This is a genomic window from Enterococcus sp. MSG3299 (assembly GCF_050555765.1).
In the GTDB taxonomy this organism is placed as follows: Bacteria; Bacillota; Bacilli; order Lactobacillales; family Enterococcaceae; genus Enterococcus; species Enterococcus faecalis.
In genome coordinates, this window is record NZ_CP187869.1 from 2,385,160 (window position 1) to 2,408,332 (window position 23,173).

A 23,173-nucleotide genomic window follows, 5' to 3' on the forward strand; every position below is an offset into this window, starting at 1 on the left:
TGCCTTTCTCTCTTTATGCAATTCTTCTTATTAACTAAAAAACACAACTTGACAAGGTTTATGATAACCTGTCATTTTATATGTTCGTTGTAAAATCTGATTTTTTAATAATCGACTTTCAATTGTTAAGCGTTCCATGTTTGTTAACTTAACCGCACTCTTACCTAACTTCTTACGTTCTAAGTTATAGCTCTTTTCTATATCCGAAATAGAAAAAGTTTTTTTCTGTCGTTTCATACGTTCAACAAACTTCTCAACAAAAAGTAATAGCTCTTCTTTCATTTTTATCCTCCTTATTCACTTAATAACAAATTCTGTTCTTTCATTTAAAATAAAAAAGTACAACTAAAATAATACAGTTGTGCTTACTAAAGTTAATATTGAATATTCTTTTAGAAAAAATCTTTTCCACGCTTAAAAATAACAACTTTAATTGTATTTCAATTTTAGATTCTTACGTTCATCACAATACATAGAATCATCTTCAATGGCTAGTGACTCTTACATTCCATCACATCACGGCACATTAGATAGTACTGTAATATACGGTGTACAGCTCTCCTCCTTTTATTGAGCTTGCATAGATTTTTTTATTCAATCTAGTTCAGCAACTATTTCCAACGTGTCTCACGACATGGTTATTGAAAATAATCTGACAGCTCTGCATTAATCTGTCATCAATATGGCTCTAGTTAAAGATACTACTGCCACCTTGCGTCCCATTCAACGGCTGGTACGCACCACCTCAACAAGACTTACAACATTTAATGAAAACTTCACCCTTGTTTTATCTCGTCAAATACCGTACAATAAAAGTGTCTAAGTTTTATTTTACGGCGTTTACGAAATGGAGATTCATTTTCTTCTCGTGAACGCTTTTTTGTTTATCCAATCGAAAAGTTAAACATTTTGTTTAACTTGTGTTAAGAATATACCTTTTAAAATAAATTGTCAACACTTTTTGTTTAACTTTCTCAATTTTGTACACAAAAAGTTTATAATGTACTTATAAGAGGAGGTAAAACCAGTGCAACCATTAGCAAAAAGACTACAGCTTTTAAGAGAAGAAAAAGAATGGACAAAAACATATGTTGCAAAACAACTAGGCTTAAATAACTTAGGAACCTATGCAAACTGGGAATATGGAACACGTGAACCAGATTCGGAAATGCTATCAAAAATTGCTTCCTTATATGATGTATCTACCGATTTTTTACTAGGTAGAACAGAGGAAAGAATACATCTAAACGACAAGGAAAAAATTGGAAAAAATATCATTTCTCATTTTCGTTTAAATACTTCTGATATGGACATAGAAGATATAGAAGAATTAGAAGAGGAATTAATCGACTTTCAAGATTTTCTTATAAAAAAAGCAAAAGAAAAAAAGGAACGTAACAAAAAAGATTGATTGGACTGTTGTTGGTGGATTTTATTAGTAAAGAACTCTATTTTGAAGCATTTAATTTTTCGAACGAATTAATAAAAGAAGTATCTTACTACTCTTCCAAAAATATTGAACAAGTTAAATGCTTTGATATTGAAAAATATGTAAAAGAAGTTGAAGATGTTGAATTTGTTGAATACACGTTTCAAAAACAACTTAAAAGACGGATGCTTGGTTCAATCTCTAAAGTAGACGATGAAGTTATTATAACAACAAACAAAGAATTAATGTTAGAACGAAAAAATTTCACTAAAATGCATGAGGTTATGCATTACTACATAGATATACCTAAAATTAATAATGCAACTCATACTTTTTCTGATATTCTTTTAAAAAATGGTTACTTGATGGAAGATTTTCCAAAAGAATATCGTGCTAATGTCGGTGCTAGCATGTTAATGGCAAATGACCAAGCCTTGTTTTACGCATTTAAAAAATTTTATTCATTCGAAGAAATTGCACAATACTTTTTTATGAGCAAATCTGCATTAAGAAATAGACTCATCGAACATCTTATGTATGTAAATAACTGTACTTTTACACACGCTAATACACTTTTTAACAATTATTACTTTCATAAAGAAACTGACATCTACAGATTTATTTTCAATTAGTTTTTATTTTAATAATTCATAAAAGGAGTGTTACATAATGGATAAAAACGTAGAAAAAAAATGCCCTGTAGAGGCTTTATCTAATATACTTGGAAAAAAGTGGATCCCCCAAATAATAGAATCCCTAAACGGAAGATCTATGCGCTTTGGAGAAATTTGCCGAATGCTTCCGAATAGTTCTCCAAAAATGATCAAACAACAACTAAAACTTTTGGAAGACAATGAGATTGTTAAGAATGAAAAAGAAGTTTTCAATAATACTACTTCGTCCACTTATTATTTGTCTGAAAAGGGAAAAGATTTAGCAACTATTGTTTTACAAATGAAACTATGGGGTCAAAGAGAATTAGATTGTACAAATCTAAAAAATTGAAGTTCATTTCTATGGCTATGAAATGAACTTCAATTTTTTATTTTAGTAAATCATTTAAAGATTCCGACATAGTAGGATGGGTATACACTCTATCACGTAATACTTTATAGTCCATATTAAAATCCATTGCCAACGAAATAAGATTTATTAATTCATGAGATTCTGCACCATATAAAGAAGCTCCCAAAATCTTTTCAGTTTCTGCATCTATTATTACTTTAAAAATTCCTACTGTCTGATCAATAATATGGGCTTTAGGTATAGCTTTTACAGGTAAACTAAAAACTTTATAGTTTACTTTGCTTTTTTCTAGCTCTTTTTCTTTTATTCCAACACTTGAAAAAGGTGGTGTTATAAATACACTGTACGGTATATTACCTCTATTCATAGTATTTCTCTTTTTGTCACCATAAAGATAATCCACTATTATTCTATAATCATCTAAAGAAATATAGGTAAATTGTAGGCCCCCTTTTACATCGCCTATTGCCCAAATATTTTCCACAGATGTTTTTAAAAATTCATCTACAACAATAGCCCCATGACTATCCGTTTTTATATTTGTGTTTTCTAATCCTAAGGCATCTGTATTAGGTTTTCTACCTGTAGCTACAAGCAATTTAGACACTTCTACTTTCTTTATTTTACCAGCTTGAGTATATATTACTTCAGTATAATTATCCTTATCTATGATATGGTTTATAGATACGCCTAACTGAATATCAATTCCCTTATCTAAAAAATCTTTATATATTAATGTTGAGATATCTTCATCTTCTCTAGGTAAAAATTCAGATCTAGCATCTAAAATACTAACTTTGCTTCCATAAGAATTAAACATTGATGCAAATTCTAACCCAATATAACCAGCACCTATAATAACTATTTTTTCTGGTGCTATTACTTGTTCCATAGCAGTTGTAGAATCTAAAACATTTTTACTTTTATTTACCCCATCTATAGGTAATTTGATAGCTTTTGAGCCCGTATTAATAAAAATACGTTCACCTTCAACTTGGATTTTCGTATTATCTGTCTTAGTGATTTGTATGATTTTATCTGATAAAAATTTAGCTTTTCCATTTAAAATAGTTATATTCTCTTCTTCAAAAAGGTTATTGTAATTTTTTTCTCTCAACTTACTTGTCAAACTATTTTTTATTGAATGCGCCGTTGACATATCTACATGTTTTTCTCCATTAATTATTAAAGATTTTGATGGTATACATCCTACATTAATACATGTCCCTCCATACATTAGTTCAGATTCTTCAATCATCAATACCTCTTCACCACGCATAGCAATTTCTTTTGCTAGTGTTTTCCCTCCCTTTCCAAAACCAATAATTATATTTTTATATTTGTTCATAACAATCACTTCCTTTCTAAAATAATTTTATAAGGTTTTATTATAGCTAGCAATTAGTTACTTTAAAGTAACCATACAGACCTATCTTTTTTAACTCCTTTAATCCACATTAATTTCAGTGTCTAGCATTCTATTCATAAACCATTCCACTTGCTGTGGTGCGTCATGATCAAAGAAAGCAGATTCTTTCATGTCTAAATTCGCTATCTTTTCAATGTCTCCTTTTGAAAGCTCAAAATCAAAAATATCAATGTTTTCAGCCATTCGTTCAGGATGGACTGATTTTGCTAAAGCTACAATCCCTCTTTGCATTAGCCAGCGAAGCACAACTTGACCAATTGACTTGCCATATTGCTCACCGATTTCTTCTAATACTGGATTTTTGAATAGTTCATGGCGACCTTCTGCAAATGGTGCCCAAGCTTCTATTTGTACTTCATATTTTTCGTGCCATTCCTGATCTTCAATTCGCTGATTCCATGGATTCACTTCAATTTGATTAATTTGAGGTTTTACTTCATTCAATCCAACAAACTCAATCATTTTAGCTGACTTGAAATTTGAAATTCCTATTGCACGCAATTTCCCTGCTTTTTGAGTAGCAACCATTGACCGCCATGCACCATAAATATCTCCATATGGTTGATGAATAAGATAAAGATCAAGATAATCCAATCCCATTACTTTAAGAGAATGTTCAATCGTTTCCTTAGCTTTGCCCTCTGATGCTTGAAGAATAAACAATTTAGAGGTAATAAAAAGTTCATCTCTAGTGACCAGATCTTCATTGATGGCACGTTTGATTCCCTCACCTGTTTCTTTTTCATTTCCGTAAATAGAAGCTGTATCGATCAAACGGTATCCTGCTTTAATGGCTTGATAGACTGCTTCAGCTGTTTCTTCTAATGGAATTTGATACACACCAAATCCCAATTGAGGCATTTCTACACCATTATTCAAAGTAATTGTTTGCATATTGTTTTCCTCCTCTAATTTCTTTACATGTTCTATCCTAAATCTTAGAGTTAAATACATAAAAAGAAAAAAATTTATTTTTTTCGTTCCCATAGTTTTTCGACTTTATCAGGATCCAATTCACCAGCTTTAAATTTTGCAATATGATCCTCATATGTTTCTATCTTGTACACAAGTAATTCTCTTGTTTGTTGCATTTCCTCTAGCTTTTTATCTAATTCTACTAACTGTTCTTTTAAAATATGCTTCTGCGCATCTTCTACATTTTGTTTATCTCTAAGTTGTGCTAAAGTTGAAAATTCAATCAAAGATTCTATAGATAAGCCTGCATTACGAAGATTTTTTACTAAATAAACCCAATTTAAATCTTTAGTTTTATAGTCTCTATATCCACTACTGTTTCTTGATACAGGAGGTATTATTCCCACTCGTTCATAATATCTTAACGTATCTACTGTTAAATTAAACATTTCTGCTGCCTGTTTTATATTCATTATTGTCTTTACCTCCTTACTCTAAATGTGAAAAATCATGATTAATAATCTCTTCTAAGTAAAACTGATCATTCTCAAAACAAAATTTCATAATACTACAGTTACCAATAGGAGCTTGCGGTGTAATATCACTTAAATGCGCCCACTCTCTTATAAATTGCCTACAAGCTGCTCCATGTGAGACTACTAAAATAGTTTTACCTTGTTCTTTCTGCATAATATTTACTAAGCATTTTGTTACTCTTTTTCTAAACTCTATTTCTTCTTCACCACCATATTGTACAAAAAAATCTCTATAAGGTAATGGTGGATTTAAATATTCATGCTCCGCTTCTAATCTGCCAAAATTCCATTCTTTTAAGCCTTTATGCCTCTCATAGTTTATTTCTGTAATTAATTCTAATGTATCTGAAGCTCGTTCAAGAGTAGAAGTGTGTGCACCATCAAATACAATACCGTTTTTTTCAAAAAATTCTTTAGCTATCTTAGCTTGTTCAATTCCTTGTTTTGTTAAAGGAGAATCGCACCATCCTTGAATTTTTTTTTGTTGATTGAACAATGTTTGACCATGTCTCATTAAATAAAGTGTCTTTTTCATCTATCTAACTCCCTACTATCTATTTTTCATCATTATAAACCTTGAAGTTAACTTCAAGGCAACTGATTATGTTTTAAAATATATATCTATAATTTTTCACACAATATTAGCTAAAATAGAAAGTCTATTAATAAAATTTTATTAGATATTTCCGTTGAAATTATCTATAAATTTAATTTATACTATAGATAAATTAAAAATTCTATTCGGAGAACAAAATTATGAAAAAAAATCCACAATTACCTATTTGTGATGTAGAAACAACAGTTAAACTAGTTAATAGTAAATGGAAGGTCTTGATTATCCGGGATTTAATGACTGGTTCCAAAAGAAATAGTGAGTTAAAAAGATCATTGAGTGGAATTTCACAAAAAGTTTTGACAGCTAGTTTAAAGTCAATGATTAAAGATGGCCTTGTTGAACGTATTGATTTTAAAAAAAATCCACCCCATGTCGAATATAAATTAACTAAACTAGGAAATACATTATTACCTGTAATTGAATCTATGAGAGAGTGGGGAGAATTTTACAAAACACAAGTTAACATATAGTTACATTTTTGTACCTACTTCTCATTCTAAAAAAAATAAGCTATCCTTATATTATAGAAAATTAGGGAGCGTGAAAACATGGATATAGAAATGTTTGATTTTGAGCAAGTAAATGTAAATGCCAAACTTACTACTTTAAAAAAAGACATTGTTTTAAGAGTTGTAAAATCAAATAAAATAATGGAATTTGATGAAAATACCTACGCTAAAGTAACTAATTTTTCTTTTCATAATGGTATAATTGAAGTAAAAATGTTAAGTAGGTTATTGTCGAATGCTCCAAGCTTTGCTCGAGGTTTTATTGGTATTGCATTCAGGATAAATGATGATGATTCTAAATTTGAATCTTTTTATATACGCCCTACCAATGGTCATAGCGAAGATCCTACAAGAAAGAATAGAGCAGTACAATATTTTTCATACCCCAACTATACCTTTGAATATTTTAGAAATCTTAATATAGCGGATTATGAAGGTTCAGCTGATATTAAGCTTAACGAATGGATTACTTTAAAAGCCATAATTCAAGAATCTAGAGGTGAATTTTATATAAACAATAATGAAACTCCTTCTTTGGTTGTAGAGAACATGAAACTTGGGGAGGCTGCTTCTGGTAGTATAGGATTGTTCGTTGATATCGGTACAGAAGCGTTTTTTAAAGATTTAAAAATTATAAAATTCGATTAAATAATAACAATTGCATGCAATAAAAAAGTCTGAAAAGCATTAACAATAATGTTCTCAGACTTTTTTTATAAACAGTTCAAAATATTCATTACATTGATTATTAACATTTAAATTACTTTAATGTTCTTACATTTTATGCTCTCTTTCAGGATTTTTTACTAAGTTAGCTCCTAATAATCCAAATAGGGAAGTAATAATTAAGCCAACGACCATTGCAACAAATCCCCAAATAGATGCTTTAGCTGTCGTGTTTGATGCATCCTCTGCCGCTTGTCTTGCTTCATCGATTGATTCTTTCAAATCATCTTTAGCTTTATCTAAATTAGTACGTGCAGTGTCAATTTGTTTTTGCGCTTCATCACTAGCTGTTTTTAATTCATTGTAAATATTATCTGTTGCTTGTTGAGCTTCTTCTTGAGATAAGTCGCTATTTTTCGCTACAGCATTCGCAATCGCGTTTTTATCTACGGAATCGCCAATTTTTTTCGCTTGGTCTTGTAAAGAATCCGCTGTAGAATCAAAAACCTTATCTGCATTTTCAGGATTTTTTATAATTTCTTTACCAGCATCTTTGATTTTATCAGTCGCTTCACTCATTTGATCTTTTAAATAATCTGGTTGAAGTTCTGGAACATCCGTATCTTTTAAATATTTATTTACATTATTTTGTAGTTCTTGTGTATTGACCGTGCCAATTTCATCAGTTACTTTATCAAAACCTTTTGAGATCGCATCGCCAGTAGTAGAAGCAACTGCCCCAACACTATCCCCTACACCAGAAGCAACATTTCCTAAAAGGGAACCGATTGCTGAAAATGTACTAACAGCTGTATAACTCACTAAAAGCATTACTACAATCATACTTGTTGCCCATGTTAAGAAACCGTGCAATAAACCAATTCTTTTAGCCGCTACACCAGATACAAATCCTGCAGCCATCAGAGATAACACAATAGTAATAATCGACCAAATAATGAGTCCAGTCCCAACTCCATCTAAAGGGTTACTTGATGTCGGTTTTAAAGTACCGAACCCAATCGCTGATCCAATAAGTCCAAGAGTCATAAAAATAGATAGAAATGTAATTACTCCAGCAAAAACTGATCCCCAAGAAATGTTTGTCCCCGCTTCATCGTCTGTAAAATAAGTTCTGAATCTTGTATTGCTTTTTTTCATTTTATATATCCTCCTAATTTTTATTCACAATAAAATTTTATAGGATGTTATTTATTTATACAAATATTTTGATTTTCTATAATTATAAAGAGTTATTAAAAACAATCTATAAAGAAATCTTTACAATTATTCAGCAAAAGAGATCAATAAATTAAAAGATGTGTCTCTATTAATATTCTATAAAAATTTTTCTATAGCAACTTTTTAATTTTACTTAAAAATGTTAAACGTATAATGAATTTGAACACTGTATAATAATATTTTGTATATTTTTTATCCTTAATTTAATATTTATTTAGAACTCGTACTAACAATGATATTGCTGGAACTATCATTGCTAATTTAACAATATATAAAAAATTCACTAAACTATTTTCCCAGCTAATTGGAATGACAATACCTAGAATATTCAAAAAAATGATTACTAAAAAATCACCTGCTAACGCAATAAAAATTTCAATCACATCTGATGTTCCTTTATAATCAAAAATTCTTTTCCAATAGTTAAGATATAGTTTAAACATATCATCATCTCCAATTTTAATTCCATAATAATTAGTACAAAAAAAAATATGAACTTTTATTCCTATTTATTGTGTATATAAATTATGCCTAGAATAATCTCAAGCTTATCTTCTTCACTAAACATACAATTGTGAACTCGCTTTTTTAATTATATAGATAGATGTAATTCTCAGATAAATTTATTTATATAAAAATCATTTTATTAAATCATTTTTTTGTAAAATTAGAATAGGTACTCAAATACTATGTTAATGCATCTTCTTTAATGAAAGTATTGTAGAAGGTACTATCAATATTATAGGTATAAGGATTTCAATCATAGAACTATCTTGTTTGACCAAAGAAATATTGCATGTAAAAACTTGAGAAAATGAGCCAAAAAAATTGAAGCTAGCGTGTAATAATATAATTGTAAAAATATTGTTTCTCTTAGAATAAATTGTTCCTAAAATCATACCTAAACAAAACGTATAAAAAACTTGAGTTAGCGTTCCTTTAATTAACCATGGTTGATCTATCAAATTTAATAGATGTACTATACCAAAAAAAATAGACGATATTGTTACACTTACTCTAGGAGAATAAATACTAGATAGACGTGTTAAAACAATTCCTCTAAATAGTAATTCTTCAAAAACACCTGTAAAAAAGCATGTTAAAAGAAAAAAGAAAACATTTCTAATTTGAAAACCATCTAATTTATCACTAGAAATAGAACCTAAATTTATTAGAAAAAAAATTACCATTATCAAAATTAAGTAGCGTCCATCCCTAAAAAAAGATTTTAGAGTATTTTTTAAATTTTTATAACCAATTTTTACACTCAAAATACGAATACTAAAAAAAATAATAATTAATGGTAACGTATAAGTTAGTGCACCTTTAATTGTTAGTTCATTATTTTTTCCAAATAAAAAAGCACTTAATTGCAAACTTAATAAATTGATAACTATAACAGTCAATAACTCTATATTTAATTTAATTTTTTTATATTTATACACATAATACACCTTCTTATTAAAGTTTAATTTTCTCCATCTACACTTATACGTAGATTTCTTTATCGAACTTTAAGATATATATAATTGATATCGCTAATTAAGAATCCCAACTATTTACTTTTACCTTCAGATTTTAATATAAGGGAGGGTATTTATATTGTATTAAATCTCACAAATCTTCTAAAATTCAATCACTAAATAGAGAAATGTAAAACTATGCTAATTTAACACATACATCTTTCAATATACTTCTGTCTAGAAATTAGCTATTTGTCAAACACTATTTTTAACTTATAATTTTATATCGATGCCTAATATATAATAATTAGGAACTTCTTTAATTTAAGAATTATAAAAATGTTATTCTTTTTGTGTAAATGTTATTTTTCCAGCATTATTGTTCTGAGAGCCCCATTTATTTACCATATCTTTTATATAAAAATTTCTCCCTAATATTTATAAAATAAAAATTATTGATTTTTTTAGCTAAGGCGTATCTACGTCTATATGAATTTATTCATATTTTAAATTAATCAAACCTCCCTATTTCAAGAAAGGTTTGATTAACTTTGAATATAAATTAATATTTATCTATTCTAACTATTCACTTCTAAAAACAAACTGTTAAACCCATTAAAAATCCTATTAATTTCATGTTTTTGTACAACACTAATATTTTTTTATTAGTAATGAAATTTTTTTTATTGATCCACCATTTCTAACAACTCATTAGCAGCAAGAATCCCCAAATTATTAGCAGCAAGTGGACTATCTCCTGTTAATAGATTACGATCTTTATGAACTTGTCCTGTAATATCTTCATTGAGAACTTTTACTCCATTTTCTTCCAGTGTTTCTTGTAAACGCCATTTCAATAGTCCTGGCATATATCCAATTTCTTGATTAGCACCTTCATCCAAACTATCTGGAAAGACAGTCATTTCGTAACCATCAAAAAGAAAATCTCCGTCATTAAGAGTTGCAGCTAGCAATGCAGCAGGTCCATGACAAAGAGTCACTACTTTCTTATCATTGGTCATAGCCCAATTGAGAATGTCTTTGACTTCTTCACTTTCAGGAAGATTTAGCAATGCTCCATGACCACCAGGGAAGAAAACTGCCACATAAGGAGAATTATCGGCCATTACTTGAGGTAAAATTTCACTTAGCTTCAAAGGGTTCTCAAACTTAGGAAGGTAATCATGGTAAAAGTCCATCACAGCCTCGTCTTCTTTTGGCATAGCCCACATTTCTAACTTGATGGAGTTACCAGAAAGAGTAGCAACATCAATGTCGAACCCCGCTGCAGCCATGTGCATCATAGGTAGCAAAGTCTCTACAGGATGATTACCTGTAGAAAACAATTTCCCGTTTTGCACTTGGACATAGCGCTCATCTGATCCAATCATTAAAATCTTTAATTCTCCTCCAGAATAAGCCTTATTAAACTTATAGCCATCAAAAGGTGTAACTGGACTTGTATAAACACTCAATGAGTACTCTGATGGGAAATAAGCATTATGTTCTGCATAATCACGTACGGGCTTTTTACTTAATTCTGTCATTATTTTTCCTCTTTCCTATAAATAATCTAGCGAAAGTTTTATTTTTGTTAACTTAAAAATTTCTATAATTTTTTAATATACTCAGCATCTTACAAAAACGACTTTCACCATATACTATATTCCCAAAATCTCTTATTCGATTTTAGGTGGAAATATTTTACCATCTATTTTTTATCTATGACAACCATAATGCTCAATATGGTTTTAAAATAGAAAATCTAGAAATCAGCTTAAAATTATTGTAATATTTAAAACTATTTTTATTGTTCAATTCACTATTTTAAAAATTTTATAAAATTCCATAGTTTATTTTTTATAAATATAAACTACTAGCACACTCATATTTAACGAATTCATGGCGTTAAAATCTTTAACTATTTTAACCATCAGGAGAAACAGATATTGAAGTTATGATTTTTTTACTTGATTTATGGTTATTTATTTACTGGGTTGTTGATAATAAATAGAATATATTTATTATTCCTTAAAATAAACTAAAAAAAGTGTACAAAAAACAGTTCTTCTGTACACTTTCAAATACATTCGATAAAAAAATTTCTTTTATTTCTATAATTTGATAAGTAATAGATCTTAATAAATCGCAACCGCAAAGTTTCTTTCATTATATACACTTTCAAATGTATTCTTATCGATCCAATATTTACCAGAAATCGGATCCGATACGTGAAGTTTTTCTTTTTTTGAATCATAACCATCTAAAGTTACTGCATGATTATTATTTACTGCTCTACCAAAATTCCATATTCCCCATCGTGCCGGTTGAAATTTTATCGTTACCCAAGCAACAATTGGATTATTATTTTTCACTTCATTTAGTAATTCATCTAAAGAATGACCTGACATATCTTTTACATCACCATATGCTTGCCCCCATTTTACTAAAGGAATAGGATAGATAGCGGAATAAGTCCATGAGTTTTCAACAAAAGGACTACCTACAAATCCATCATAAGGATTTCCACTAGAAGAGATAGGGATTGTCTTCAAAAACTTGATTAAGTCCCAATCTGGAATTTTCCCTTTATACTGTAATCCTTGTAATAGTGAAGCTCCCTCACACCCACTAGGTGCTCCTAATGCATACTGATCATAATTTTTTACTCCAAGTAAATTATAATCTTCAGAAGCAAAAGCATTGGTACTCAGCATAAAGAATACTCCAACAACAGGCAAAATAAATGTTTTTTTCAGTATATTGACTATATCTTTATTTATACTCATTCACCTCTTTAAAATTTATTAAATGCGTAATCGTGCTGTTATTTTTTAAATTTAAAATGGATTAGACTGTGAAATACCAATTTGCAAGCGATCTAACGGTTCTCCAAAAATTCCTGCATAACTATCTAATCCCGGAATAGAACCATTATCTGCACTTACTTTTAACCATCCTGATCGTTTCGTAGTTTGTGAGCGATAGTATGCTTGTGATAATTTTTCTCCCTTAGAAGTTATATAGTTTAACTGAACACCATCAATTGCTTGTCCTTGAATACCTGCTACGCCATTCACTGTATCATTTTTATTTCCTTTATTTACCCAAGCTAACCAGCCACTTTGAGCTGTATGAACACGATACTTCAATTCCCCTTTATCTACCTTAATATAAAGCATATCATGTTGCCGATTAGGATAACCTGCAAAACCATCATTAGTATTGTTAAAGTTTGTTACTTCCCCCAACCAAGATCCCCCAAGGACGTGTAAACCATAATGTACATTTGTTGTGAAATTTGTTGGTCCTGGATTTGGAGGTGTAGGCGTAGACCCTCCTTGAAGTATAGGAATTGGGTTAAACCAAGTGCCATCATCTTTATTCCAAGAAGAATGAGCAGCGCGCCATTCTTTCTTTGTCATTCCTAAATGTAAATGACTAGAAGTAAAGTTCCCTATAAGCTGTCCTTTTTTAACAGTTTGTCCCGTGCTAACTTTAATGTCCCCAACATTTCGGCTAAATTCTTGATAGATCACATTTGTATCTCCTGCTTGTAATACAATAAATGCGCCTAATGAACCTCCACCTACAGGATCCCAACCAGCATATAAAATTTTACCATCATGCACAGCATACACACTACCATTTCCATAGATAGCAGAGCCGAAGTCAAACCCATCATGGAAATAAGTGCCTCCTCGATCAAATGCGGTATTCCCAAATTGTTGTCCTTCTTCATATCTTCCCGCATATGGTTTGCCTAGTGGCCAAGACCAATCATTAGAAGCTGCATTGACAGAATAAGAAGAAAATGCCATAGAAACAACGATAGATAAAACCCCTAGAACAGAAATTAAAGTTTTTTTCACAGAAAACCCTCCTAATTAATATTAGTTACAAAACTAATGTACTGCTAGGTACGATATATTTCAAATAATTATACTAACACGATAACATTTTACAGAGCTCTAGAAGATATATCAAAACCAATATGCTGTTATTTATAAAAAAAGAAAAATATTTAAAATTCAAAAAGCATACATAAAAAGTAAACAGGTCAAAAGTTTTTTTAACTTCCGATCTGTTTACTTTTTTAAACTAAATTAGAAAAATCATGATTTATCGCTTGTAGAAATACAAAACTATTATTTTTATACCCAAACTCTAAAATACAACAATTTGAAAAGTTTATCTTTGAAACTTTTTCATACGCTAGCCATTTTTGTATAAATAGATACATAGACCCCCCATGACTAACTGCCAAAACGTTCTGGTTATTTTCTTGTTCCATAATTTTAGTAAGTCCTTTGTTTATTCTTTCCTGCACCACTTTTGAAGACTCCCCGCCATAAGGCACAAAAGAATCACCATATGAAGTTTCCCCAATAGGTCTTTTAGGGTTTAAATATTCTCTTTCTCCTTCAAATATACCAAAATTCCATTCTTTTAGTTCCCTTATACGCTTATATTTTTTATTTCCTATAATTATTTCTAGTGTATCTGATGCACGCTCTTGTGTAGAGGAATAATAAGCATCTAATTTAATATTATGATTTTGGAAGTACTCTTTTGCAATTCTTGCTTGTTTTATTCCTACTTCAGTCAAAGGTGAGTCACTTGCTCCTTGAATTTTCCCTAATTTATTAAATAGCGTTTCACCATGTCGCATAAGATAAAGTTTCTTCATATTATCAGTCTCATCTGCTTTTGAATTTGTTGTTTTATCAATCATCTACCATTCTCTTCCTTATCTATTGATTTTAGCACACGAGCGGGAACGCCACCTACTACAGTGTAGGGTGGAACATCTTTTGTGACGACCGCACCTGCTGCAACTACTGACCACTCACCAATCGTTACACCTGAAGTAATCGTAGCATTTGAACCAATCCATACGTTATTTTTTAACACAATTGGCGCATAATGATTTTTACGTTTATTCTTTGGAAATAGGTCGTGATTAATTGTAGCAAGTACTACATTATGTCCTATAAATACACCATCACCAATCACAATCCCACCTTGGTCTTGGAAATGTGTCCCTGAGTTTATAAAGACATTTTTGCCAAGTGTAATGTTTTTACCAAAGTCCGTATAAAAAGGTGGAAATATACGAAAAGTTTCATCTACTTTTTTTCCAATCAAGTAACTCATAATTTCTCGTAATTCCTCTTCTGAATGATACTTGGTATTCATTTCTATTCCAATTTTTATCGCTTCTTGATAAAGCTCCTCAGCATACGCATCTCGCTCTAAATCAACAGGAGCATCACTTCTGTACCCATTAATAACATCTTCAATACTTACTTTCATTATTAACACTCCTTTAGACTATCATAAAATTCATTTTTAACAGGCTCTAGCCATTCGTTTGATGTTTCTACCCCAGGCACTTCAATCGCTAAGTGGCTAAACCACCGATCTTTCTTTGCACCGTGCCAATGCTTTACATTGGCAGGTATTGTAATGGTATCCCCTGGCTTCAGGCTTTGTGCTTCTTTTCCTTCTTCTTGATACCAACCTTCACCATCTACGCATATCAAGATTTGGCCTCCTCCTGATTTCGCATGATGAATATGCCAATTATTACGGCAAGCTGGTTCAAACGTGACATTGGCAATAAACACTGTTTCTTTTGGATCAGTCAATGGTTTCAAATAACTTTGACCAATAAAGTATTCTGAATAAGCTGTGTTTAATTCCCCTTGACCAAACAATCCCCCATGTTCTTCTTTGTTATGGTCCTCCACATACACTTCTTTCGCCAATCGAAACGCTGCCCAAGCATTCGGCCATCCTGCATAAAATGAAAGATGTGTTAATAATTCAGCCATTTCTGTCTTAGTTACACCATTTTTCCGAGCAGTTTCCAGATGATAGTTCAAAGATGTATCGATAACTCCCTTTGAAATGAGCGCCGTTATTGTCACAATAGAACGCATTTTCAAAGAAAGTTTATCTTCTCTTGCCCATACTTGACCAAACAACACATCATCATTCAGCTCAGCAAATTTGGGTGCAAATTCACCTAAAAAATCTCTTCCAGCAGTTTGTTTCTCAATCATTTACAAATTCCTCCTATCTTACTTCCAAATTTTGATAAAAAAATTCGGTCATTTTATCAAATGGAATGATGTCTATTTTGTCGTAGAGATCAGTGTGTGTTGCTTTAGGAATAATTAGCAACTCCTTGTTATCTCCTTGCAACTTCTTAAAAGCGTCTTCTGCGAAATATCGAGAATGAGCTTTTTCACCATGAATAATTAACACCGCACTAAAAATCTCATCACTATAAGACAGAAATTTAGTATTTAACAATGAAAGAGCAGACGTCATATTCCAACCTTCATTTGAGTTCAACGATCGCTTATGATAGCCGCGGTCTGTTTTGTAATAATCGAAATAATCTTTAATATAATAAGGCGCACTTTCTGACAAACTATCTGGAACACCACCCGAACGAGCATAATCCCCATTTTTGAAATCTTCAATACGTTGTGCATTGAGTTGTTGACGCATTTCATATCGACCATCCACATCAATAGAATCAAAATAACCATTAGCTGTTACACGAGACATATCATACATAGTCGAAACAACGGTTGCTTTTACTCTTGTATCAATTGCAGCTGCATTTAGTGCCATGCCGCCCCAACCGCAAATACCAATAATTCCAATTTTATCCTGAGCAACATTTTTTTGGACCGACAAGAAATCAACAGCCGCTTGGAAATCCTCAGTGTTAATATCGCCAGAAGCAACATTACGTGGGATCCCTCCACTTTCTCCAGTAAATGACGGATCAAAAGCTATCGTCAAAAAGCCCCGTTCTGCCATTGTTTGAGCATAAAGTCCTGATGATTGTTCTTTAACTGCCCCGAACGGACCGCACACAGCAATTGCAGGAAACTCTTCCGCTTGTCTTTTTGGTTCATATAAATCAGCAACTAGAGCTATTCCAAATCGATTAGTAAAAGTCACATTACGATGATTAACCTTATCGCTTTTTTGGAATACCTTATCCCATTTTTGAATCATTGTAGTATCTTCTAGCATCCTTGCTTTCCCTCCTATAGTTGACATTTAATTTTTTTAATAATACAATCTTACTACCTAAACTTAACTTTAGGTCAAGTCTGATTATAAAAATTTTTCAGGAGGAGCTATGACAGCATATTCAATCGGCGAAATATCAAAAATGTTTAACATTCCAGTTTCAACTCTCCGCTATTATGATAAAGAAGGATTATTTCCTGAAATAACGCGTGTTTCCGGTATTCGAAAATTTTCTAATAACGAAATTGAAGCTTTAAGAGTGATTGAGTGTTTGAAGAAATCTGGATTAGAAATTAAAGATATTAAACAATTTATGAAATGGACAAAATTAGGGTCAGAAACTTTCAAAATTCGAAAAGAACTATTTGAACGACAAAAAGTAAGCGTAGAAAAAGAATTGCGACAAATGGAAAAAGTTCTTGATATGATTAAATTTAAATGCTGGTACTACGATGAAGTCCTTAAGCAAGGGAACGAGGTGGCTGTTAAATCAAAAATTCCAAATAACTTACCAAAAGAGATAAAACTTTATTACGAAAACTCTCATTAATTTGAAACGATTGTACATTTAATGAGTTAATCTAAACAAAAAACAAACGTTATTTAAATTAGTAGAGTAGATTTGTCACTAGCACTTTAATTTTCATAGACTACACTATTTAACTAAGTTCAAAAAGCAACAACTGCTAGCAGCAGAGCTAACAATCGTTGCTTTTTGAACTTAGTTACTATACAAACAAAAACATTAAAAACCAGTATTATCTATACTTTCCAAAAAAACTACTATACAAAAACATAATTATTTTATATTTACTATAATTTAAACTACAGTCTGAGCTTATTATAATTCATTCTTTTATCGTACAACATTAAATATTCTAAAATAATGACACTACTTCTTACAGTTATATTTCAAAAACCTTGCTAACTGATTTTAATACTACTTCATCTTCTTCATGAGTAGTTAAAATAATACCCTTATCTTCTGATATCTTAATATCTATAATCTTATATAACATTTTTTTTCTTTTCTTATCTACAAAAGCAAACGGTTCATCTAAAATATACCATTCTCTTTCTAAAGACATCAAAATAAGAGCATAAAGGAACTTTTTTTCCCCTCCTGAAAGCATTCCCCATTGTTTTTTAAGCAACTTATCAATATCTTCACGCTTAAGAATTTTATCGCTTAATTGATAAAAAGATTGAATACTTTTTTTTCCGTCCAAACCATAACTAAATTTCAGAAAGTCCATTCCTGATAAACGATCAGAAAAATATATGTTTTGATTAATATATATGATACTTTCATTCCCCTTAATTACAGTTCTTTTTGCCTTTTTTACTCCTGAAATGTAATCTAATAGTAAGGTTTTTCCGTTACCATTATCACCAGTAAATAAATTATACTCTTTTAAAATATTCATACTTATTTTTTTATCTACATAAGGAATATTTAAATCCTTTATTTCTATCATAGCTTTACCTTCTTTCATTTGAAATCGGTTCAAATTTAACTATAGAATACATACTAATAAAAACTAAAAATATTGAAAAAGTAACATATTTGAAGACATCCATATTTTTATGTTCAATTAAAACATTAGATAAAATTGACAGAGGGTTATATTTATTTAACTCTATATTCGTATTTAACAATATAAATAAACCAAAAATTAGCATTGTAAATATTGAATTTATAGTATTAGCATGCACTTTTTTTATTAGAGTTAAATTGTAACTAAAAAATGCAACTGGTAAACACGCTATAATAGTAATAAAGCTATATAAAAAAAGACGGAGAAACGATAATGGTAGTAAAATAACCACAATTAAATTAAGTAAGTTTACACTGATAAAGCTAAACATAATTTGCGTCAATAGATTGCCTAAAAAAAATGCCCAAGGTGAATTATTTATTGAAAAAATTGTTTTTAAGCTTCCATATTCCTTTAATTGTAATGCGTAAACTCCTACTCCATAAACATAGGAACAAACAACAATATATACCCACCAATATGCCAATTCCCATTCATTTGTTACACTTCTATAATTCATAAAAAAAGTAATTACAGGTAAGGCTATTGACCACAATAAAGGGATTTTATCTTTCAGTAACATTTTAATATTAAACAATGCATATGATTTAACTGAGATAAACATTTTCACTCCTCCTTACGGAAATGGTAACAGTTCTGAAAAATTTTTTCTTTTTAATTTTAATATATTCTCTATATTTAATATTATTTCTTTCGAAAAATTTCTTGGTGCCATGTTGGGAAACCACTTTGGGTCAAATACCTTCACTACTTTCACATTCTTAGCATGATTATTTTCAAACATTGTAATATACGGAGACATATTAAGAGAATTGCTTATATTTTTGATAGTAAATGTATGACTTACTTTTTCTGTTTTCTCTTCATTATTCAGAATAACAAATTCACTACCTTCAAGATATGCATATAAATCTTTAACTTCTTTCGAGCTCAATCTATCAAAATAGTCATGATAAATGTCCTTATTGTCAATTACTAATCCAGAGCCTTGACTAACTTTTCCTTCTTTATATTTTGAATGCGATGTAGCAAAATATTGTAATATTTCTTTTTGTGATTTTATTACTGCTTTTCTTGCTGATTGACTAGTTCCCAAACCCACTGCTTTGTATTTTTCACCATATCCAACGGCAAGTACTACGTAAAGGTTCTTACTTAAAGATATATTATAATATTTGACATTGTCTAAATAATTAGTCAAATATCGGTCTATTTTTTTTATTTCTTCTATCTTATCTATATTTAATTGCTGAGCCTTAGTATGAAACAAGAAGTTAGTAATATAGCTCTGTCTTTCAAAGAATTCTTTATACGCTGTCCATATCAATGGCTTTGATTTTTTATGCGAGGCCATACCAGAAGAATCAACAAAACTATTCTTAAACAAAATCATATCAAGATTAACTTGTTTAATGCTTCCATCAATTAAATTCGTAGCAATAACCGTATGCTCTTTTGGTGAATTTTCGTTGATGAGTGTTTCTCGCTCCAAATACTCTCCTAAAGTTGAAAGAATATGCTGCCTTTTATTCTTTAAATCAACCTCATAGGCTTTGATAGGTCTTTTAGAATATTTTTCTATATATACGTTATAGTGATGTGACATAAATAAATCCTCATTTAAAACAAAATTCACCTTATTTCTTAAAAAACCTTTCAAAAGTATTCTCCTTTCTATCATTGGATAGGACAATCAATAGAATAATCAATTAAATATCTCTTAATAATCTCTTTATCTTTTTGTCTTTCAATGTTTATCTTAATTGGTACAGAATTTAGTAACTGTTTGGATATACATTTTATTGTTTTAACTCCTCTATTTATGTCATCTCCAATTACGGATATCTCAACATGGTTAATCCAATCAGAAGTTTCAATGTATTTCGTAGCTTGTATAGAATCTTTTGTAATAACTTTGTATGTTTCATCCATAAACTTTACTTTTTTTAAAATTTGTTTATGCAATTTATCAGAAAATTTATTTGCTTTTGCTAAGGGATTATTAAAAGTTTGCCACTCTATTCCCTTAGCTTCTTTCAAGGCCAAAATTAGAGATTGTTCCATAGTAATACTACAACATACACCTGAGGTTAGTAATTTCCCTTCTAAAAACCCCATCACGATCACTGTTGAATAATTACTAAGTTCACGAACTACATAAATTTTAAACATATTTGAAATAAAATTATAATCATTAATTAAGTCATGAATTTCTTTATCTTGTTTTAACTTTTCCCCTTTCAAACCATACCAAAAACAAAATACTTCATTTTTCTCAATCAATTCTGTTAGTGCCTTTGGGATTATTACTTCTGAAAGTTTTCCAGATGAAGTTCCTGTCGTATCATTAAATCCGAACTCATGATTTCCATATCCAAATTCTGAATATTTTCTACTACTTACAATATTTTTTTCTAAATTTACAGAAGAAATAGTTTTATTTGTACTTAATGGTATCCCTAAGAAAAGTCTTTCTAAATATTCATTATAACTTTTAATAAGTGATAACTGTTTATTTTCGTCAACTGAGAAAGCACTACCTGCTGTCGTTCCTTGCTTAATCTTGACACGTGAAAAATTCACATATCCAATATTTATATTTGATAAAAACATATCACTTTTCACACCATAGGAACTTTTATTCGTGAATATCATTAGTTAACACCTCTAAAATTAAAGTTTCCATTAACAAACATTTTCTCAAGTTTATACCTAATCCATTTGTCAGTTGTTGCTCTGGTACTAGCATTTCGTTTATTATTATGTTTTTTTCTTTACTAATCGCTAATTGACTGCTTTTAGAAACATAACCAATTTCTTTTATACCATTTGTGTACGCCTTTTTTTTATATAAACAAATTGCATCCTCTATGTTTAAAAAAAAAGCTAACACCAGTTTATCATTTACTATTTCTCTAATCTTAGTTACATCAGTTTCATATAGAATCAAAAAATTATTTTTAAAATCAAAAGAATAACAACCAGTATTTACATTCCCTATTTTTTTTGTTATGGCTAGTATTGGCATACTAACTTTATATATAAAGGAAGCATAATTTTTTTGTAAATCACTAACTAACGTTTTTATAAAGACAGGTAACTCATCAAAAGGATATACCGCTAACCTAATATCCGAGTATTTCACATTATAAAGACCTAAAATATCGCTCAATTCATCTAAATTATTTTCTTCTACTTGTTTATTCACTACCCTTTGTTGATATTTTAACGTATCAATCAAATATGCTTCATCTAATAGTACATTCTTATATTCATTCCAATAATAATCACTCATAGCAATCACAATACCCCCAATGATAAGCAATATCTTTTGAAACTAAATGATTATTTAAATCAATAGATAAAACTTCATCTAAGTCACATTTCATTAAATCGCTATCCAAATTCCTCATTATGGTATAAACTATCGTAAAATAATCATCCTTTTGCAACGGGTATTCTATAGCAAAATTTTGTGATTTTGTATAAAGTAAATCTATAATTGTCTGAAAATTAGCTGTATCAGAAGTTATTTCTCCTCTTAATTGGCTTTCTAGTTCAGAAAAAAAACATATTGGACATGGATTGTACCATTCTCTTTTATAGAAATTCGAAAAATAAATATGATGATTATAGCTAAAAATTATTTTAATGACTACATTCTTTTCCTTGGCTATATTTACAATATTTTCATATTCTTTAAAATTGAAAGCCTTTAAAAATACTATAAGCAATTTACCATCCATATTTTTAGATTCTAAGTGGGAAATACTGCTCTGATGACTAATTGTAAATTTTTCGGAAAACACGTAATCGAATAATTCAGAAAATTCAGAATCATCGGTATATACCAAAACCTCATTAACCTTATTATTTTCTATATCTAGCTTTTTAATTAATTTATTTTCTTCTAAAAAGACCAGTACATTATTAATCATGTTGCTCCTAAAATAATTGGATAATAGAGATTCCTCAAAATTTATTACTTCATTTTTTTCTAAATCTTTTAACATTCTAACTAAATTTTTATTAGTAATAATTATCGAAGATAGTTTTGTTTGAAAGAATGTTTCTTTTTCACTAAGATCATGCCATATAAAAGGGTTTACTTTATACATTTTTTCACTCCTTTTTACTTGATTATGTAAAGAGGTAAGTGCGTCCACTTACCTTATGAAGTTTCTATTCTTCTAATCCTGTGGCACCCCCACAACAACAGCAGCAACAACAACAGCAGCCACCGCCACCGCCGCCTCCACCACCGCCTCCACCTTTAGAGACAGTAATGTTCTCAACGACAGAACCATACCCAAACCCATATAATTCAGTCTCTTCATTAATTGCATTTGGGGTTTTTTGCGACACTAAAACTTCTTCAACATTCATTTTAACACACCTCCGTTATAATTTTATCAATATTGATGAAATTATTTTACCACTATCCAATCATTTTTCAAGCAAAAACTCATCTTATTCTAATTAAAAAACGTATTTTTATACTGAAAAATCTAAAAATCTTTGATTAGACAACAGAAACAAAAAAATTAATAACAAAACAATTATCATTAATTTTTCTATTTTTATATTAATGAAAATTCTAACAAAAATAATTTTTAAAATATTTATTTTATCACAATAAAATTATAATATACAATGCATATTCACATATTTTTGGATTTTACTTCATTAATAACAATTTTGAATACCTAGTTTTATGAATTGATACT

Annotated in this window: 28 protein-coding genes; 6 read left to right on the forward strand and 22 right to left on the reverse strand. The window is 29.9% G+C overall.

Annotation, left to right across the window (positions count from 1 at the left end; genetic code table 11):
• Nucleotides 1-30: 30 nt before the first annotated feature.
• A complete protein-coding gene (locus IGL23_RS11735) occupies nt 31-282 on the reverse strand; it encodes a hypothetical protein (protein ID WP_002365227.1) in 252 nt (83 codons plus the stop codon).
• Nucleotides 283-1,027: 745 nt separating this feature from the next.
• On the opposite strand from IGL23_RS11735, the gene IGL23_RS11740 reads away from it, so the two are divergent.
• Genes IGL23_RS11740 through IGL23_RS11750 form a run of 3 tightly spaced genes read left to right on the forward strand, consistent with a single transcriptional unit; the run spans nt 1,028 to nt 2,434 of the window.
• Nucleotides 1,028-1,411 (forward strand): helix-turn-helix domain-containing protein, encoded by a 384-nt coding sequence (locus IGL23_RS11740; RefSeq protein ID WP_002394275.1) that lies wholly within the window; start codon nt 1,028-1,030, stop codon nt 1,409-1,411.
• Nucleotides 1,408-2,061: an ImmA/IrrE family metallo-endopeptidase gene (locus tag IGL23_RS11745; RefSeq protein WP_002394276.1), complete on the forward strand. Its 654-nt coding sequence runs from the start codon at nt 1,408-1,410 to the stop codon at nt 2,059-2,061. The genes IGL23_RS11740 and IGL23_RS11745 overlap by 4 nt, the downstream gene beginning before the upstream one ends.
• A 37-nt stretch (nt 2,062-2,098) precedes the next feature.
• Nucleotides 2,099-2,434: a winged helix-turn-helix transcriptional regulator gene (locus IGL23_RS11750; RefSeq protein WP_002410056.1), complete on the forward strand. Its 336-nt coding sequence runs from the start codon at nt 2,099-2,101 to the stop codon at nt 2,432-2,434.
• A 37-nt stretch (nt 2,435-2,471) separates the two neighbouring features.
• Here the strand turns inward: IGL23_RS11750 and IGL23_RS11755 are convergent, their stop codons facing one another.
• The 4 genes from IGL23_RS11755 to IGL23_RS11770 all read right to left on the reverse strand — a co-directional run bounded on the left by IGL23_RS11755 (nt 2,472) and on the right by IGL23_RS11770 (nt 5,870).
• Nucleotides 2,472-3,803: an FAD-dependent oxidoreductase gene (locus IGL23_RS11755; protein ID WP_002410055.1), complete on the reverse strand. Its 1,332-nt coding sequence runs from the start codon at nt 3,801-3,803 to the stop codon at nt 2,472-2,474.
• A 99-nt stretch (nt 3,804-3,902) separates the two neighbouring features.
• Nucleotides 3,903-4,838, reverse strand: a complete 936-nt coding sequence (locus tag IGL23_RS11760; RefSeq protein WP_171803825.1) for an aldo/keto reductase — start codon at nt 4,836-4,838, stop codon at nt 3,903-3,905.
• Nucleotides 4,839-4,852: 14 nt separating this feature from the next.
• Nucleotides 4,853-5,272: a MerR family transcriptional regulator gene (locus tag IGL23_RS11765; protein ID WP_002365234.1), complete on the reverse strand. Its 420-nt coding sequence runs from the start codon at nt 5,270-5,272 to the stop codon at nt 4,853-4,855.
• 16 nt (nt 5,273-5,288) lie between these two features.
• A complete protein-coding gene (locus IGL23_RS11770; protein WP_002380883.1) occupies nt 5,289-5,870 on the reverse strand; it encodes a histidine phosphatase family protein in 582 nt (193 codons plus the stop codon).
• A gap of 221 nt (nt 5,871-6,091) precedes the next feature.
• Here IGL23_RS11770 and IGL23_RS11775 point away from each other — a divergent pair, with 221 nt between their 5' ends.
• Both IGL23_RS11775 and IGL23_RS11780 read left to right on the forward strand, forming a co-directional pair.
• Nucleotides 6,092-6,421 (forward strand): winged helix-turn-helix transcriptional regulator, encoded by a 330-nt coding sequence (locus IGL23_RS11775; protein WP_002365236.1) that lies wholly within the window; start codon nt 6,092-6,094, stop codon nt 6,419-6,421.
• Nucleotides 6,422-6,499: 78 nt separating this feature from the next.
• Nucleotides 6,500-7,108, forward strand: coding sequence for a hypothetical protein (locus IGL23_RS11780; RefSeq protein ID WP_002410053.1), 609 nt, complete (start codon nt 6,500-6,502; stop codon nt 7,106-7,108).
• Between the two features lie 126 nt (nt 7,109-7,234).
• Here the strand turns inward: IGL23_RS11780 and IGL23_RS11785 are convergent, their stop codons facing one another.
• The 10 genes from IGL23_RS11785 to IGL23_RS11830 all read right to left on the reverse strand — a co-directional run bounded on the left by IGL23_RS11785 (nt 7,235) and on the right by IGL23_RS11830 (nt 16,914).
• Nucleotides 7,235-8,284, reverse strand: coding sequence for a hypothetical protein (locus IGL23_RS11785; protein ID WP_002394282.1), 1,050 nt, complete (start codon nt 8,282-8,284; stop codon nt 7,235-7,237).
• Nucleotides 8,285-8,568: 284 nt separating this feature from the next.
• Nucleotides 8,569-8,808, reverse strand: a complete 240-nt coding sequence (locus IGL23_RS11790) for a hypothetical protein (RefSeq protein ID WP_002394283.1) — start codon at nt 8,806-8,808, stop codon at nt 8,569-8,571.
• A 249-nt stretch (nt 8,809-9,057) separates the two neighbouring features.
• Nucleotides 9,058-9,810 (reverse strand): CPBP family intramembrane glutamic endopeptidase, encoded by a 753-nt coding sequence (locus IGL23_RS11795; protein ID WP_002394284.1) that lies wholly within the window; start codon nt 9,808-9,810, stop codon nt 9,058-9,060.
• Nucleotides 9,811-10,511: 701 nt separating this feature from the next.
• Nucleotides 10,512-11,375 (reverse strand): glyoxalase III HchA, encoded by an 864-nt coding sequence (gene hchA, locus IGL23_RS11800; protein ID WP_033595688.1) that lies wholly within the window; start codon nt 11,373-11,375, stop codon nt 10,512-10,514.
• 591 nt (nt 11,376-11,966) lie between these two features.
• Complete coding sequence (locus IGL23_RS11805; protein ID WP_002410051.1) at nt 11,967-12,617, reverse strand: C39 family peptidase; 651 nt, start codon at nt 12,615-12,617, stop codon at nt 11,967-11,969.
• Between the two features lie 51 nt (nt 12,618-12,668).
• The gene (locus IGL23_RS11810; protein ID WP_002410050.1) at nt 12,669-13,700 is read right to left on the reverse strand and encodes a M23 family metallopeptidase; all 1,032 of its coding nucleotides are present in this window, start codon (nt 13,698-13,700) and stop codon (nt 12,669-12,671) included.
• Nucleotides 13,701-13,924: 224 nt separating this feature from the next.
• Nucleotides 13,925-14,563 carry a histidine phosphatase family protein gene (locus IGL23_RS11815; protein WP_002410049.1) on the reverse strand — a complete coding sequence of 213 codons (639 nt, stop codon included), beginning with the start codon at nt 14,561-14,563 and terminating at the stop codon, nt 13,925-13,927.
• A complete protein-coding gene (locus IGL23_RS11820) occupies nt 14,560-15,144 on the reverse strand; it encodes an acyltransferase (RefSeq protein WP_002365246.1) in 585 nt (194 codons plus the stop codon). The genes IGL23_RS11815 and IGL23_RS11820 overlap by 4 nt, the downstream gene beginning before the upstream one ends.
• Nucleotides 15,145-15,146: 2 nt before the next feature.
• Nucleotides 15,147-15,896: a carboxymuconolactone decarboxylase family protein gene (locus IGL23_RS11825; RefSeq protein ID WP_002394292.1), complete on the reverse strand. Its 750-nt coding sequence runs from the start codon at nt 15,894-15,896 to the stop codon at nt 15,147-15,149.
• Between the two features lie 13 nt (nt 15,897-15,909).
• Nucleotides 15,910-16,914, reverse strand: a complete 1,005-nt coding sequence (locus IGL23_RS11830) for an alpha/beta hydrolase (protein ID WP_002394294.1) — start codon at nt 16,912-16,914, stop codon at nt 15,910-15,912.
• 82 nt (nt 16,915-16,996) lie between these two features.
• Here IGL23_RS11830 and IGL23_RS11835 point away from each other — a divergent pair, with 82 nt between their 5' ends.
• On the forward strand, nt 16,997-17,437 hold the full coding sequence (locus IGL23_RS11835) for a MerR family transcriptional regulator (protein ID WP_002394295.1): 441 nt from the start codon (nt 16,997-16,999) through the stop codon (nt 17,435-17,437).
• Between the two features lie 355 nt (nt 17,438-17,792).
• Here the strand turns inward: IGL23_RS11835 and IGL23_RS11840 are convergent, their stop codons facing one another.
• The 7 genes from IGL23_RS11840 to IGL23_RS11870 form a co-directional block, all read right to left on the reverse strand.
• Nucleotides 17,793-18,383 carry an ATP-binding cassette domain-containing protein gene (locus IGL23_RS11840; RefSeq protein WP_002394296.1) on the reverse strand — a complete coding sequence of 197 codons (591 nt, stop codon included), beginning with the start codon at nt 18,381-18,383 and terminating at the stop codon, nt 17,793-17,795.
• The gene (locus tag IGL23_RS11845) at nt 18,370-19,050 is read right to left on the reverse strand and encodes a hypothetical protein (RefSeq protein ID WP_002365261.1); all 681 of its coding nucleotides are present in this window, start codon (nt 19,048-19,050) and stop codon (nt 18,370-18,372) included. Before IGL23_RS11845 ends, IGL23_RS11840 begins: the two co-directional genes overlap by 14 nt.
• A gap of 12 nt (nt 19,051-19,062) precedes the next feature.
• The gene (locus IGL23_RS11850) at nt 19,063-20,106 is read right to left on the reverse strand and encodes a YcaO-like family protein (protein ID WP_010714216.1); all 1,044 of its coding nucleotides are present in this window, start codon (nt 20,104-20,106) and stop codon (nt 19,063-19,065) included.
• Between the two features lie 17 nt (nt 20,107-20,123).
• A complete protein-coding gene (locus IGL23_RS11855; protein WP_002394300.1) occupies nt 20,124-21,101 on the reverse strand; it encodes a hypothetical protein in 978 nt (325 codons plus the stop codon).
• The gene (locus IGL23_RS11860) at nt 21,085-21,741 is read right to left on the reverse strand and encodes a hypothetical protein (protein WP_002410048.1); all 657 of its coding nucleotides are present in this window, start codon (nt 21,739-21,741) and stop codon (nt 21,085-21,087) included. The genes IGL23_RS11855 and IGL23_RS11860 overlap by 17 nt, the downstream gene beginning before the upstream one ends.
• The gene (locus tag IGL23_RS11865) at nt 21,734-22,564 is read right to left on the reverse strand and encodes an McbB family protein (RefSeq protein WP_010716267.1); all 831 of its coding nucleotides are present in this window, start codon (nt 22,562-22,564) and stop codon (nt 21,734-21,736) included. Before IGL23_RS11865 ends, IGL23_RS11860 begins: the two co-directional genes overlap by 8 nt.
• Before the next feature lie 64 nt (nt 22,565-22,628).
• A complete protein-coding gene (locus tag IGL23_RS11870) occupies nt 22,629-22,832 on the reverse strand; it encodes a hypothetical protein (protein WP_002410046.1) in 204 nt (67 codons plus the stop codon).
• Between the last annotated feature and the right edge of the window lie 341 nt (nt 22,833-23,173).